Source organism: Variovorax sp. J2L1-78 (assembly GCF_030317205.1).
Taxonomy (GTDB): domain Bacteria; phylum Pseudomonadota; class Gammaproteobacteria; order Burkholderiales; family Burkholderiaceae_C; genus Variovorax; species Variovorax arabinosiphilus.
Map to the genome: position 1 here is coordinate 799,027 of NZ_JASZYB010000001.1, position 12,970 is coordinate 811,996.

The following is a 12,970-nucleotide window of genomic DNA, read 5'->3' on the forward strand; positions in this document are numbered from 1 at the left end:
CCTATTTTTGCTTGGCGGCTGCTCAGGCAATGCCCCGGCGCCGGCCGGGTATCTGCGACCGCCCCCGTTGCCCCGCGGCGCGGTCGCTAACGCACCGCCTGAAGGTGTGCTCGCCCCAAGCATCGCGGCGCTTTCAGGGAAGTGGTCCGGAACATGGTTCAGCCCTCGACTGAAAGTTCCGGCGATTCTTCTTGTTGAACACCTCGGAACATCTACGGCGACCGTTATCCATTCAGTCGGCGAGACCGACTACACATCTACCCGATGGTTTCGCGTCCAGGCCACGGTCGGTCCCGGCACCTTGCATTACTACTTACCAGACGGCAGTGGTGAAGCCAAGTACCTTCTCCAATCTGACGGTACGCTCAAGGGCGATCTGACAATCAATAGCTGGCGCTCCTATATCACCTTGACGAAAGTCGCATCTCCGTAGCATCGTGCCGAACCATGCCCTGCCAGCAGGGTACTGGCGACACCTACCACTACAACTTCACCGTCGGCGACGTGGCGACCAAGAGCATGGTCATCGAGGCTGTGCAGAGTTCTGAGCGTCGCACGCAGAACGGCTTCCGCCGCAGCCGCGCCTATGCAGGGGAGGCTTCTTGACCAGCGGCGCACGAGCTGCACCCAGCGACGAAAGCGAAAAAGATGGCTTTGACTGGCACGGCTGGCGATACTCAGTCGCACATAAATGACTGCGAGGCGCTATGTACTACGAGGTCGAAGGCACGAACACCCGCATTCTTGGGAGCGTGCATCTTTTCCCAAAGGGGGTTGTAGATCTGCCACCGCGGGTGGAAGCGGCGATGTCATGGGCCGAACAGATTTGCTTCGAGCACAACGTGGTCGAGCTACTTCCTTTGATGGCAGCACCCACCCCCGTACTTCATGCGACGCTGCCGCCAGCAATGTTCGCCGCCCTGGCATCGATCTGGCCCCATAACGAGCACATTCCCGAACTCGCTCGCATGAAGCCATGGTCCGCATTGATGGTGTCGGCATCTTCCGGCTTAGACGGCGAACCGGGCTTGGACGTGAGGATGAACGCGCGGCTTAGTCAGGCAGGCAGATCGTTCAACGTGATTGAGAGCGCGCAGGAGGTCTCGGATCTTTTTGATGGACCGCCAGTTGAACACTTCATCGCTGCGATGGAGCAGATGCTTGAGTCAAGGCCTGACGTTCCAAGGAAATTTCAAGCGCTGTACGAGGCCTGGTTTGCCGGCGACGAGGCGGGTATTTGGGAGGTGGCGAAAGACGGTCCAATGATCGAGGACCCCGTGCTCTACGAGGCGATATTCGTGGAGCGAAACCGTCGTTGGGCTTCTCGCATGGAGCAGTTTTTCTTCCAGAGCAACGCGAAGATTTTGTTGATCGTCGGATGCTTGCATTTGCAGGGGCCGGAGAACTTACTCGAGCTGATCCGTGCGAGCGGGCGCCGCGTGTCAAAACTCGAGGACGTTGGAGTCCGTCATTGATGAATCTTCCTCGCCCACTTGCCGGCAAGAGCCATCGAGATTCCAGCAAGCGCGAGCAGAGCGATGCCTATCCATCCGCTGGTCGTCTCAGGCACAAAGAGGCGTAACCACCACGGCAGCCCGGCCATGAAGTCGGGAGGTGCCACGCCTGCTCGAGCCGATAGCCGCTCAACCTTGTGCCCGAGCTTATCGAAGCGCCAGCCAAGCACCGCCATTGCGGATGCCAAAGCAAAAAGCGCACGTCCGCAGAAGATGAACAGCCTCGGGCGCGTCAAGAGCAACCCAAGCAGCCATTCGTTCAGATCCTCTAATGCCTGCATGAATTGCCTTCCTCAGTCTAGGTGCGCCTGTTAGCGCCGCGCGCGCAAGATTTGCTTATCATCGCAGCGCTTCCATAAGGTGCAACATTTGCATGACCATCACCGAGTTCCTCAAGTCGATCGGGTTCAAGTCGCATGGTTCCGTGGTGAACTCCTGGGATGCGTTTGCTCCGTCTGGCACGGTGCTCATGCAGCTTTGGAGCGAGGCCGGCCAGCGCGTTCGTGAGCATGCAAATGCGGGCGCATACCTGCGAGTGCGCTGTTTTCATGCTGAAGGGTTCGCGGAGACCGGCGCGGCGCGTGCGGTTGGCTATTCCGGGAGGCGTCGAGCCATTGACGCCGTAGCTCGGGGTGCGCTTGGCTATGTTGTTTTATCTGCACCTCCTGCCGGGCTCAGAGGCCCAGGTGTGTGGGCGAAGCACGCCGACCTGAGCCGGGCATACCCCGTTCTCGAAGTCGAGGCTGCAGACGCTGACGGAGACATTTACGTCATTCTGGGGCAGCCAGTACCTGTAGCTACGATCGACGAGAGGCGCGCCGCGTGATTTTCGCCAGTATCCGGGGTCAAACCATGCTGAAGCAAGCAATTTCCATTGGACTGTTTGCCTTGTCGACGCTTGCCAACGCATCGTTTTGCTCCAAAACAAACGAGTACCGCGACGGCATCATGAACACAGCCAAGGCGGCTGCCGCTACCGCCGGAATTGGTGCCGGCGCCTCCGGGACTGCTGCCGCTCTTGGAGTCACTGCGGTGGCGCATAGTTCGGGCGCCACGATTCTCACGGGAAGCGCAGGGTATGTGGCCGGGACTATTGGCGCAACCGCGGGCGCCGTAGCTTGGGCACCCTTCGTACTCGCTGGTGGAGTCGCGGTCGCGGGTCTTTCCGGCGGAGCGCTGTACGCCTGCAGGAGCCGCTGATCGGAGCCTGGCCTCTGTCATACCGGCAGAATGCGCCGGATGTGCAGCCATTACCAAGCTGAGAAGCGCCGGCACTTTTACGAGAAGCGCTTCGGCATCAAGTTGCCACCCGATTGGGAGCCGCCTCGCGGTAGCGGTGGCCTCCATGTCTATCCCACGCAGTTCGCGCCCATCGTCCGCCGACCACCTGAGTGCGACTCCGGTGACGAGGCTGTGCCCGACTTCGATGTGGTGGATGCGCGCTTCGGCCTCCTACCCGGCTTCGCAACCGAGGTTAAGTACGGCACCCGCACGTACAACGCCCGCTCGGAGACCGTTGCAACGCTGGCCAGCTTCAAGCAAGCCTGGGCAAAGGCTCGGCACTGCGTCGTGCCTTGCGAGGCGATCTATGAGCCGGATTGGCGCACTGGCACGCACATCCCCACCAGGTTCACCGCGGTCGACGGCGGGCAGGTCGCGCTCGACGTGTAGCCGCCAGCTCGAGACCCTTGTCAGTACAGTGTGGACTGTTCAATCAGCTCTGAGGAGCACCCATGAAGACCGATGAACTGGCCGGCTCGACGCTCGACTACTGGGTGGCCCGCGCCGAAGGGGTCGAGCCGACGGTTGACCAGCAACTGAAGTTCTGCCCCTCGTCGTCTTGGACGGATGCCGGTCCCATCATCGAGCGCGAGCGGATCATGATCTGTTGGGAAACTGATCACTGGATCGCGGGCGCCGCGGAGTTCGCGAACAGCCGGAAAGGTCGGATCGTGAAGGGCCCGACGGCCCTGGTGGCCGCGATGCGCGCCTACGTGATGAGCAGGTTCGGCGAGACGGTCGAGGGGCAATAGTGTCGGCACTTGTGCACAGTCCGAGCTGAAGCGAAGGCTGAACTGCTTCCCCTGTCAGGGCGTCCAGCTTAGTATGCGCCGCATGAAAATTCACCATTCGATCGACGAACGGCCGGTACTCGGAGATCGCTGGGAAGATTTGTGGCAGGGGCCCGATCAAGGGCTGCTTTGCTCTTGGGCAAGGGGTATCGAAAAAGCCGGCCAGGACCCATCCCTCGCCGAGGCTGCGCGACGTGGCGAGCTTCCTGAGCTTGCGTGGAAGGGCGGCGGACCTGCGATAAAGGCGGGGAAGCGCCTCGGCGCGCTCCACTACCTTGCAACGTGGCAAGGGCTCCGCGGCGAGGACCTCGACATAGATACCGAAGCCAGACCCTTGGTCACATGTTCTATGACCGGAATGGCGGTGACGTTTACGAGCGATCTCGGCGCACTGGCCAAGTCCACTGTTGAGGCCGGAGGATCAGCATGATCAACATCTACCAGCGGCAAGCGGCCGCCTTTCGCAATGAGATGCGAACCTCCTGCGCGGCGTTAGTCGGGCTCGTGCAAGGCCTCATGGCCGATCAGCACTTGAACGACGATGAAATTCGGTTTCTTGGACAGTGGCTGTCTACGGCACAGAATGTCTCGCTGACCTGGCCCGGCACCGTGATCTACGCGCAGATCCAATCGGTGCTCGCAGACGGCGTAATCACACCGGAGGAGCGATCTCACCTTGCCGACACACTGCAGAAGCTCATCGGCGGTCGTCTAGATGAGGTAGCAGAAGCCAGTTTTGTAAGCGAGCTTCCGATTGACCGTGTGGAGGGCATCGAGGTCGTAGCAAAGTCGTTCTGCTTCACCGGTGACTTCGTTTTCGGGCCGCGCAAGATCTGCGAGCAGGCGATCGAGACAAGAGGCGGCGTGATCTCAGGAGTCACAAAGAAGCTGCACTACCTTGTCGTCGGCGGCCTCGGCAGTCCTGAATGGAAGCATGGCAGCTTCGGCACGAAGATCGAGAAGGCCGTCCAGCACAAGCAGGCAGGTGTTCCGCTGTTTATCGTGCACGAAGACACTTGGGCATCTGCTTTGCGCGCGTAAGTGCTGGGGTGTCAGCCGATCTAACGGCAGGTGGAAAAGCAAGCTTCCAGGCGCCTGGTGTGTCGCAGGGTGGGTGGTCGAAACCGATGGGTAGAGCTATACCTCGATTCCAGCCTCAGCAGCGACAGTCCAGAGGTAATTGGTGAATGCCGAACAGGACACCAACATGAACTGTGCATCGGCGTGCGTGACCTCTGAACCTTCCTCAGCCATGGCATGCCGGATGCCAGAAGCGTCGCTGGTGTAGCCATACAACTTCGTTAGTGCGCTCTCAAACGCCGGGTGCAGAGGCTTCGACTTCTTTATGACCTTTAGGCAGTCATTCAGTGAGGCGGACGGTTGCTTTGCCACAGCCTGACATGCTGCTTCCACGGCTGATATCGACTCTTTTATCGAGTTCCGATAATCAGGATGCTTTCGATCCGAGAGCTTTCCTAGCGCGGCCTCCAGATGAGTACGCACAGCACGACTGCTTTTCTCGATCGCCGACTCGATGGCTGCGATCTCAACGGGGGACGTAATGGGAGTGAGTTCCGCATTCACGAAGCGGTACGCAGCGTTTTCCTGTTCTAAGACCGAGTTCAATGCAGCCGCCATCTCACTCTGCCAACGCCTCGGTGAATAGCTAACCAGTGCATCGACAATATCAAGTGCCGCATCCCATCGCCCTTCCATGACGATTTGCCTAAGGATGCCGTACACGGAGCGGTGGTCGCCAGCCATGGGCCTAGGGGGCAGGGTATCAAGTGGCCGCTTCAAGTGACCGATCCAAAGCCGGCGAATCGCAGCCTCCAAATCTAGAGCCGTTTGCCCGGCGGTGGTGTACTCGTCGGGGAAGTCTCGACTCTTGCTCCAGAAGGAAAGCGTGATCGCATTCCAGAGCCCAGCCCGCAGTTCATCGTCCAGCGATTCTGTCTGGAGCAGCTTCGACATGGGAACACGACCAATACGCTGCAGAAACGTTGCCATGCTCCAAGCCTTCCCGGTTGTGGGCCTTTATGTGGGAACAGAAAGAAAAAACGCCCCAAAAGGGGCGTATTTCTTAGTCTGTTGGCGGAGCAGGCGGGATTCGAACCCGCGGAGGGCTATTAACCCTCACACGCTTTCCAGGCGTGCGACTTAAACCGCTCATCCACCGCTCCGAACAGCCTGCGATTCTAACCTGCACTCGGGCCCGTTTTGCCGGCCTGCACCATTCGCATCGCCGAGGCGATGAGTGCCGCGGTCTCGCTCATGTTGCTGGGCACGATCAGCGTGGTGGTGGCGTCGGCGGCCACCTTGCCGTAGGCATCGACCGCGCGCTCCGCCACCTTCAGCTGCACCGCCTGTTCACCGCCGGGCTGGCGGATGGCAGCGGCCACGCGCTCGATGGCGTCCGCGGTGGCGGTCGCGACCGCGGTGATGGCCGCGGCCTCGCCCTGGGCGTTGTTGATCTGCGCCTGCTTCTCGCCCTCGGAGCGGGCGATGAAGGCCTCACGTTCGCCGGTGGCGATGTTGATCTGCTCCTGGCGCCGGCCTTCGGAGGCCGCGATCAGCGCGCGCTTGCCGCGCTCGGCGGTGATCTGGGCCTGCATGGCCAGCAGGATTTCCTTGGGTGGCGTCAGGTCCTTGATCTCGTAGCGCAGCACCTTCACGCCCCAGTTGAGCGCGGCTTCGTCGATGGCGGCCACCACCTGGGCGTTGATCACGTCACGCTCCTCGAAGGTCTTGTCGAGCTCGAGTTTGCCGATCACGCTGCGGAGCGAGGTCTGGGCCAGCTGCGTGACGGCCACGATGTAGTTCGACGAGCCGTAGCTCGCCCGCATCGGGTCGGTCACCTGGAAGTAGAGGATGCCGTCGACCTGCAGCTGCGTGTTGTCGCGCGTGATGCAGATCTGGCTGGGCACGTCGAGCGGGATTTCCTTCAGGCTGTGCTTGTAGGCCACCTTGTCGATGAAGGGGATGAGGAAGTTCGGGCCGGGCGTCATCGTGCTGTGGTACTTGCCCAGGCGCTCGCGCACCCAGGCGTTCTGCTGCGGCACGAACTTGATCGACTGGCTGATGAAGATGATGGCGATGACGAGGATGACGAGAGGGACGGTGTATTCCATGGAGTGCTTCCTTGTTGCGGCTTCGAGCCGGTTCAGATCTTGTCGACGACGAGGCGGCTGCCGATGACTTCGGCCACCCGATGCTCGCCGGGGCTGGTCGGGCTGCCGGGGCGGGGTACGACGGTCCATTGCGTGCCGCGGTAGCGCACCTGGGCGGTGCCGTCGTCGTTCCAGCGGTCGATGTGGATGTGCTCGCCGATGTCGAGGTTGACATCGCGGTTGGCGCCGCTGGGCGCCGCCGGTGGCCTGCGTCGGCGCACCAGGTACCAAGCGGCCACCGAGCCAACCCCCACGACGGCCGCGACAAGGAGTTGGGTGCGCAGTCCGAAGCCCGCGTGGGCCGAGAGCGCCGCGGCGGCGAAGCCGGTGCCGAGCAACAGCAGGTAGACCGTGCCGGTCAGCAGTTCCAGCACGATGGCGCCGCTCGCGATGAGCCACCAGAGAGTGGAATCCGCCATGTCATCTCCTCGTTGTTGCAGGCTCGTCATTGTCGGGCAAAGGGCTCACAGCACTTTCATGCGAATTCCGTACACTTCGCCCCTCTTTTCGCTTTTGCCGCTTTGCGTCTTCGGAGCCCCCCGCATGAAATTCCGCTTTCCCATCGTCATCATCGACGAGGACTTCCGCGCCGAGAACACCTCGGGGCTGGGCATTCGTGCGCTCGCGCAGGCCTTCGAGAGCGAAGGCTTCGAGGTGCTCGGCGTCACGAGCTACGGCGACCTGTCGCAGTTCGCCCAGCAGCAGAGCCGGGCCAGCGCCTTCATCCTCTCGATCGACGATGAGGAATTCACGCCCGGCCCCGACCTGGACCCCGCCGTGCTGAACCTGCGCAGCTTCATCGAGCAGGTGCGCCGCAAGAACGCCGAAGTGCCGATCTACATCTATGGCGAAACCAAGACCTCGCGCCACATCCCGAACGACATCCTGCGCGAACTGCACGGCTTCATCCACATGTTCGAGGACACGCCGGAGTTCGTGGCGCGCCACATCATCCGCGAGGCCAAGAGCTACCTCGAAGGCGTGCAGCCGCCGTTCTTCAAGGCGCTGATCGACTACGCCGAAGACGGTTCGTACTCGTGGCACTGCCCGGGTCACTCGGGCGGCGTGGCCTTCCTCAAGAGCCCGGTCGGCCAGATGTTCCACCAGTTTTTCGGCGAGAACATGCTGCGCGCCGACGTGTGCAATGCCGTCGAAGAACTGGGCCAACTGCTCGACCACACCGGCCCGGTGGCGGCCAGCGAACGCAATGCGGCGCGCATCTTCAACGCCGACCACTGCTTCTTCGTCACCAACGGCACCAGCACCAGCAACAAGATGGTGTGGCACCACACGGTGGCGCCCGACGACGTGGTGGTGGTCGACCGCAACTGCCACAAGTCGATCCTGCACGCGATCATCATGACCGGCGCGATTCCCGTCTTCATGAAGCCCACGCGCAACCACTTCGGCATCATCGGCCCGATCCCCAAGAGCGAGTTCGAGCAGAGCGCGATCAAGGCCAAGATCAAGGCCAACCCACTGCTCAAGGGCCGCGACCCGAACAAGGTCAAGCCGCGCGTGATGACGCTCACGCAGTCGACCTACGACGGCGTGATCTACAACACCGAGACCATCAAGAACATGCTCGACGGCTACGTCGACACGTTGCACTTCGACGAAGCCTGGCTGCCGCACGCCGCCTTCCACCCGTTTTACGGCGCCTACCACGCGATGGGCAAGCGCCGCGTGCGGCCGAAGGAGTCGCTGGTGTTCGCCACGCAGTCCACGCACAAGCTGCTCGCCGGCATCAGCCAGGCCAGCCACGTGCTGGTGCAGGACTCGCAGAACCGCGCGCTCGACCGCGACCTGTTCAACGAGGCCTACCTGATGCACTCGTCGACCAGCCCGCAGTACGCGATCATCGCGAGCTGCGACGTGGCCGCCGCCATGATGGAGCCGCCCGGCGGCACCGCGCTCGTGGAAGAGAGCATCCTGGAGGCGCTCGACTTCCGCCGCGCCATGCGCAAGGTCGAAGCCGAGTTCGGCAAGGACGAGTGGTGGTTCAAGGTCTGGGGCCCCGAGAAGCTGGTCGAGGAGGGCATCGGCCGCGCCGACGACTGGATCATGAAGGGCGAGGGCAGCACCGACAGCAAGGCCAAGAGCGCCAAGCGCAACTGGCACGGCTTCGGCAAGCTGGCCGACGGCTTCAACATGCTCGACCCGATCAAGTCGACCATCGTCACGCCGGGCCTGGACCTGCAGGGCAAGTTCGCCGAGACCGGCATTCCGGCCAGCGTGGTCACCAAGTTCCTGGCCGAGCACGGCGTGATCGTGGAGAAGACCGGGCTCTACAGCTTCTTCATCATGTTCACCATCGGCATCACCAAGGGCCGCTGGAACACGCTGCTGACGGCGCTGCAGCAGTTCAAGGACGACTACGCCCGCAACCAGCCGATGTGGCGGATCATGCCGGAGTTCTGCCAGAACCACCCGGGCTACGAGCGGCTGGGCCTGCGTGACCTGTGCCACCGGGTGCACGAGCTGTATGCGCGCTACGACATCGCGCGCCTCACCACCGAGATCTACCTGAGCGACCTGACGCCGGCGATGAAGCCGAGCGACGCCTTCGCCCACATCGCGCACCGCAAGACCGAGCGCGTGGAAATCGACCAGCTGGAAGGCCGCATCACCACCAGCCTGATCACGCCGTACCCGCCGGGCATCCCGCTGCTGATCCCGGGCGAGGTCTTCAACAAGAAGATCGTCGACTACCTGAAGTTCGCGCGCGAGTTCAATGCCGAGTGCCCGGGCTTCGAGACCGACATCCACGGGCTGGTGGCGCGCGTCGACGAGACGGGCAAGAAGCGCTACTACGCCGACTGCGTGCGCGAAGCCTGACCCGGCGACGCAGGCGTCAGCCGAAACGCAGTGCGATCACACCGCCGACCACCACCAGGGTGCCGGCGGCGCGCTGCCAGCCAAACGGCTCGCGCAGCAGCAGCGTGCCGATGAAGGCGGCGAACAGCACCGACGTTTCGCGCAGCGCCGCCACCAGGGCGACCGGCGCGCGTGTCATCGCCCAGAGTGCGATCGCGTAGCTGCCCAGCGAGGCCAGCGTGCCGATGGCGGCGATCTTCCAGCGCCCGGCCATGTAGTGGATCGCGGCGCCGCGCCGCTCGCCGCGTTGCCACAGCACCAGCAGCAGGTAGGGAATGCCGTCGAACAGGAAGAGCGCCGCGACGTAGGCCAGTGCATCGCCCGACGCGCGCACGCCGATGCCGTCGACCACCGTGTAGAGCGCGATGATGGCGGCGTTGCCGAAGGCGAAGCGCAGCGCCTTGCGCCGCTGGGCTTCGTCGCCGGCATGCAGCGACGAACGCGACAGCCCGAGCGTGAGCACGCCGACGCACACCACCGCCACGCCCACCCAGGACACCGCCGACAGGTGTTCGCCGATGAAGGCTACGCTGCCGACGGCCACGAGCAGCGGCGCGCTGCCGCGCATCACGGGATAGGTCAGGCCCAGGTCGCCGTGCCGGTAGGCGCCCGCCAAGGCGATGTAGTAGCCCAGATGGATGGCGGTCGACGTGAAGATGTAGGGCCACGACGCTGTGGCCGGCAGGCCGGTCCACAGCAGCACGGGGAGCGCGACGAAGAAGCCCAGGCTGTGGATGAGCGCCGTGTCGAGTTGCTTGTCGCGGCCGGACTTGATGAGCGCGTTCCAGCCGGCGTGCAACAGCGCGCCGAACAGCACCGCCAGCAGAACCGGGCCACTGATGCTCACGCGCGGGCCAGCATGCAACGCTGTGCGCGTGCCAGGTAGTGCGCGAGCGGTGGCGTGGGGCGGTCCGGTGCCTTGGCTTGATCGTCCCACAGGCGCAGCGCGACCGCATCGGCCGCGTGCTCCTGCGCGATGAAGGCCTCGGCCTGCGCCGGTGAAAAGATGCCGCCCTGGAGTTCGAGGCTGCGCTTGGAGTCGTCCGACAGCTGCTGCCAGTAGTCGGCGCGCGTCGCGCACAGGTAGCGCTTGGCGTCGACATGCCACCGGATGGCGGCCAGCACACGCTCGCCGAACACGCCGCGCAGGAAGGGCAGGGCGAAGTACTGGTGAACGTCGTCGACCCCGCGCAGGGTGGGTGTTTCGCCTTGGTCGTTGAGCAGGTGGCCCAGGTCGTGGAGCAGGGCGGCTGTGACCAGTTCGTCGTCGGCGCCGGCCTCTTCGGCGAGCAGCGCGGTCTGCAGCGCATGTTGAAGCTGGGTGACCGGTTCGCCGCTGTACTGGGCGGCGCCGTGGCGGGCGAAGAGCCCGTCGATGTCCGTGAGGCTCAAAGCCATGGCCTCAGGCCTCCACGGCCGTAGCGGGCTTGCCCACCGAGGCTCGCATTGCCGCCTGCTTCTGTTCGTAGTTGCGCAGCGTGCGCTCGCGGCTGTTCATCACGTGCTGGTACATCGCCTGGCCGGCCGCTTCGGGGTCGCCTGCGGCGATGGCCTTGACGATCTGGCGGTGCTCGCGCGAATAGACCGTCATGGATTCGGCCGTGAGGTTCTGCCGACGGAACAGCGACAACTCGTTGACCAGCCGGCGGTAGGTGGCGAGCAGCTTGCTGTTGCCGGCCAGCTCCAGCAGCCGGTCATGGAACTTGAGGTTGAAGCGGTGGTAGTCGTGGGCGTTGTCGCTCTTGACGGCCTGTTCCATCGCGTCGACCAGTTGCCGCAGCTCGCGCACCTCGGTGGGCGTGATGCCCTGCGCGAGCTTGCGGCCGACGTAGAGGTCCATCACCGCGCGCACCTCGAAGATTTCCAGCGCTTCCTCGACCGGGACATCGCGCACGAACACGCCGCGGTTCTTCTCGGTGCGTACCAGGCCGGCTTCCTCGAGCATGCGGAAGGCCTCGCGCACCGGGCCGCGCGACACGCCGATCTGGTCGGCCAGCGTGGCTTCGGTGAGCTTGGCACCGGAAGGGAGCGAGCCGTCCAGGATCATGCGTTCGATCTCGCGCTGCACCAGGTTGGCGAGGGAATTCGACTGCAGCTGCGCGATGGCGGGGTTGCTGGAGATCTTGGGGGCCATGGTTCCGATCCTACGTTCCTCGCCGTCGATTGTCTACGATCTACAAAAGACAATAGACGAAGTGCGCGATGTGGCCCCGATTTTGCTTGGCGCCTGTGTCACGGATATGTCGTTTCGTGCCGGCACAGTCCCTTTCTTTTTCGACAAGGAGCTTCTCGATGTCTCTCGCCAAGTCACTCATCGCCGGCCTGATCGGCGTGGCATTCGCCGGCGCTGCGCTGGCCCAGAAAACCCAGCTCATCGTCTACACGGCGCTGGAGACGGACCAGCTCAAGGCCTACCAGGAAGCCTTCAACAAGGTCGAGCCGACCATCGACATCAAGTGGGTGCGCGATTCGACCGGCGTGATCACGGCCAAGCTGCTGGCCGAGAAGGCCAACCCGCAGGCCGACGTCGTCATGGGCGTGGCCGCCACCAGCCTGGCCCTGTTCGAGCGCAACGGCATGCTCGAGCCCTATGCGCCGTTGAACCTCGACGCGATCATGCCGGCCTACCGCGACAAGAAGTCGCCGCCGGCCTGGTTCGGCATGGACGTGTTCGGGGCCGTGGTGTGCTTCAACACCGTCGAAGCCAAGAAGAAGAACATCCCGATTCCGACCACCTGGAAGGACCTGACCAAGCCCGAGTTCAAGGGCCAGGTCGTGATGCCCAACCCGGCGTCTTCGGGCACCGGCTACCTCGACGTGGTGTCGTGGCTGCAGCTGTGGGGCGACGACGGCGGCAAGGGCGGCGGCTGGAAGTACATGGACGCGCTGCACGAGAACATCGGCCAGTACACGCACTCGGGTTCCAAGCCCTGCAACATGGCGGCCGCCGGCGAATACGTGGCCGGCGTGTCCTTCGAATACCGCGGCCACACCAACAAGGCCAAGGGCGCGCCGATCGAACTGGTGTTCCCGAAGGAAGGCCTGGGCTGGGACCTGGAAGCCTTCGCCATCTACAAGGGCACCAAGAAGCTCGAGGCCGCGAAGAAGCTGGCCGACTGGGCGTCGTCGAAGGACGCGATGATCCTGTACGGCAAGAATTTCGCCATCACCGCGCAGCCGGGCGTCGCCCCCAAGCTCGCGAACATTCCGGCCGACTACGAGTCACGGCTGATCAAGCTCGACTTCGACAAGGCCGCTGCCGGCCGCGAGCGCACGCTGGCCGAATGGTCCAAGCGCTACGACGCCAAGAGCGAGCCGAAGAAGTAAGCCGGGAGCG

The 12,970-nt window shown here is 63.4% G+C and carries 16 protein-coding genes and 1 tRNA gene; 9 read left to right on the plus strand and 8 right to left on the minus strand.

The genetic code is table 11. The annotated features are described in order from the left end of the window. Positions 1–447: 447 nt before the first annotated feature. Together QTH86_RS03860 and QTH86_RS03865 are read left to right on the plus strand one after the other, a co-directional pair. On the plus strand, positions 448–606 hold the full coding sequence (locus tag QTH86_RS03860; RefSeq protein ID WP_286645975.1) for a hypothetical protein: 159 nt from the start codon (positions 448–450) through the stop codon (positions 604–606). A gap of 101 nt (positions 607–707) precedes the next feature. Then, positions 708–1,475 carry a TraB/GumN family protein gene (locus QTH86_RS03865; RefSeq protein WP_286645974.1) on the plus strand — a complete coding sequence of 256 codons (768 nt, stop codon included), beginning with the start codon at positions 708–710 and terminating at the stop codon, positions 1,473–1,475. Here QTH86_RS03865 and QTH86_RS03870 read toward each other — a convergent pair. Continuing rightward, positions 1,469–1,795 (minus strand): hypothetical protein, encoded by a 327-nt coding sequence (locus QTH86_RS03870; protein WP_286645973.1) that lies wholly within the window; start codon positions 1,793–1,795, stop codon positions 1,469–1,471. The two genes, QTH86_RS03865 and QTH86_RS03870, sit on opposite strands and share 7 nt — an antisense overlap. Before the next feature lie 92 nt (positions 1,796–1,887). On the opposite strand from QTH86_RS03870, the gene QTH86_RS03875 reads away from it, so the two are divergent. The 5 genes from QTH86_RS03875 to QTH86_RS03895 all read left to right on the plus strand — a co-directional run bounded on the left by QTH86_RS03875 (position 1,888) and on the right by QTH86_RS03895 (position 4,627). Further along, a complete protein-coding gene (locus QTH86_RS03875; RefSeq protein WP_286645972.1) occupies positions 1,888–2,340 on the plus strand; it encodes a hypothetical protein in 453 nt (150 codons plus the stop codon). A 413-nt stretch (positions 2,341–2,753) separates the two neighbouring features. Beyond that, a complete protein-coding gene (locus QTH86_RS03880; protein WP_286645971.1) occupies positions 2,754–3,185 on the plus strand; it encodes an SOS response-associated peptidase family protein in 432 nt (143 codons plus the stop codon). A 62-nt stretch (positions 3,186–3,247) separates the two neighbouring features. Continuing rightward, positions 3,248–3,547 carry a phage protein NinX family protein gene (locus tag QTH86_RS03885; protein WP_286645970.1) on the plus strand — a complete coding sequence of 100 codons (300 nt, stop codon included), beginning with the start codon at positions 3,248–3,250 and terminating at the stop codon, positions 3,545–3,547. 82 nt (positions 3,548–3,629) lie between these two features. Then, positions 3,630–4,016, plus strand: coding sequence for a hypothetical protein (locus QTH86_RS03890; RefSeq protein ID WP_286645969.1), 387 nt, complete (start codon positions 3,630–3,632; stop codon positions 4,014–4,016). Next, a complete protein-coding gene (locus QTH86_RS03895) occupies positions 4,013–4,627 on the plus strand; it encodes a BRCT domain-containing protein (protein WP_286645968.1) in 615 nt (204 codons plus the stop codon). Before QTH86_RS03890 ends, QTH86_RS03895 begins: the two co-directional genes overlap by 4 nt. A 96-nt stretch (positions 4,628–4,723) precedes the next feature. On the opposite strand, the gene QTH86_RS03900 is transcribed toward QTH86_RS03895, so the two are convergent. The 4 genes from QTH86_RS03900 to QTH86_RS03915 all read right to left on the minus strand — a co-directional run bounded on the left by QTH86_RS03900 (position 4,724) and on the right by QTH86_RS03915 (position 7,175). After that, on the minus strand, positions 4,724–5,596 hold the full coding sequence (locus QTH86_RS03900; protein ID WP_286645967.1) for an AbiJ-NTD4 domain-containing protein: 873 nt from the start codon (positions 5,594–5,596) through the stop codon (positions 4,724–4,726). Positions 5,597–5,678: 82 nt separating this feature from the next. Next, positions 5,679–5,769: transfer RNA gene (locus QTH86_RS03905), tRNA-Ser, on the minus strand. A 15-nt stretch (positions 5,770–5,784) separates the two neighbouring features. Then, on the minus strand, positions 5,785–6,717 hold the full coding sequence (locus QTH86_RS03910) for an SPFH domain-containing protein (protein WP_286645966.1): 933 nt from the start codon (positions 6,715–6,717) through the stop codon (positions 5,785–5,787). Positions 6,718–6,749: 32 nt separating this feature from the next. Further along, positions 6,750–7,175: an NfeD family protein gene (locus QTH86_RS03915; protein ID WP_286645965.1), complete on the minus strand. Its 426-nt coding sequence runs from the start codon at positions 7,173–7,175 to the stop codon at positions 6,750–6,752. A gap of 124 nt (positions 7,176–7,299) precedes the next feature. Between QTH86_RS03915 and QTH86_RS03920 the strand changes: the two genes are divergently transcribed. Beyond that, complete coding sequence (locus tag QTH86_RS03920; RefSeq protein ID WP_286645964.1) at positions 7,300–9,594, plus strand: arginine/lysine/ornithine decarboxylase; 2,295 nt, start codon at positions 7,300–7,302, stop codon at positions 9,592–9,594. A 16-nt stretch (positions 9,595–9,610) separates the two neighbouring features. Here the strand turns inward: QTH86_RS03920 and QTH86_RS03925 are convergent, their stop codons facing one another. Genes QTH86_RS03925 through QTH86_RS03935 form a run of 3 tightly spaced genes read right to left on the minus strand, consistent with a single transcriptional unit; the run spans position 9,611 to position 11,767 of the window. Then, positions 9,611–10,480, minus strand: coding sequence for an EamA family transporter (locus tag QTH86_RS03925; protein WP_286645963.1), 870 nt, complete (start codon positions 10,478–10,480; stop codon positions 9,611–9,613). Further along, positions 10,477–11,031, minus strand: a complete 555-nt coding sequence (locus QTH86_RS03930) for a phosphonate degradation HD-domain oxygenase (protein WP_286645962.1) — start codon at positions 11,029–11,031, stop codon at positions 10,477–10,479. The genes QTH86_RS03925 and QTH86_RS03930 overlap by 4 nt, the downstream gene beginning before the upstream one ends. Before the next feature lie 4 nt (positions 11,032–11,035). Beyond that, entirely contained in the window at positions 11,036–11,767 is a 732-nt protein-coding gene (locus QTH86_RS03935; protein WP_286645961.1) for a phosphonate utilization associated transcriptional regulator, read from the minus strand. 158 nt (positions 11,768–11,925) lie between these two features. Between QTH86_RS03935 and QTH86_RS03940 the strand changes: the two genes are divergently transcribed. Then, a complete protein-coding gene (locus tag QTH86_RS03940; protein WP_286645960.1) occupies positions 11,926–12,960 on the plus strand; it encodes a putative 2-aminoethylphosphonate ABC transporter substrate-binding protein in 1,035 nt (344 codons plus the stop codon). The last annotated feature ends 10 nt before the right edge of the window (positions 12,961–12,970 follow it).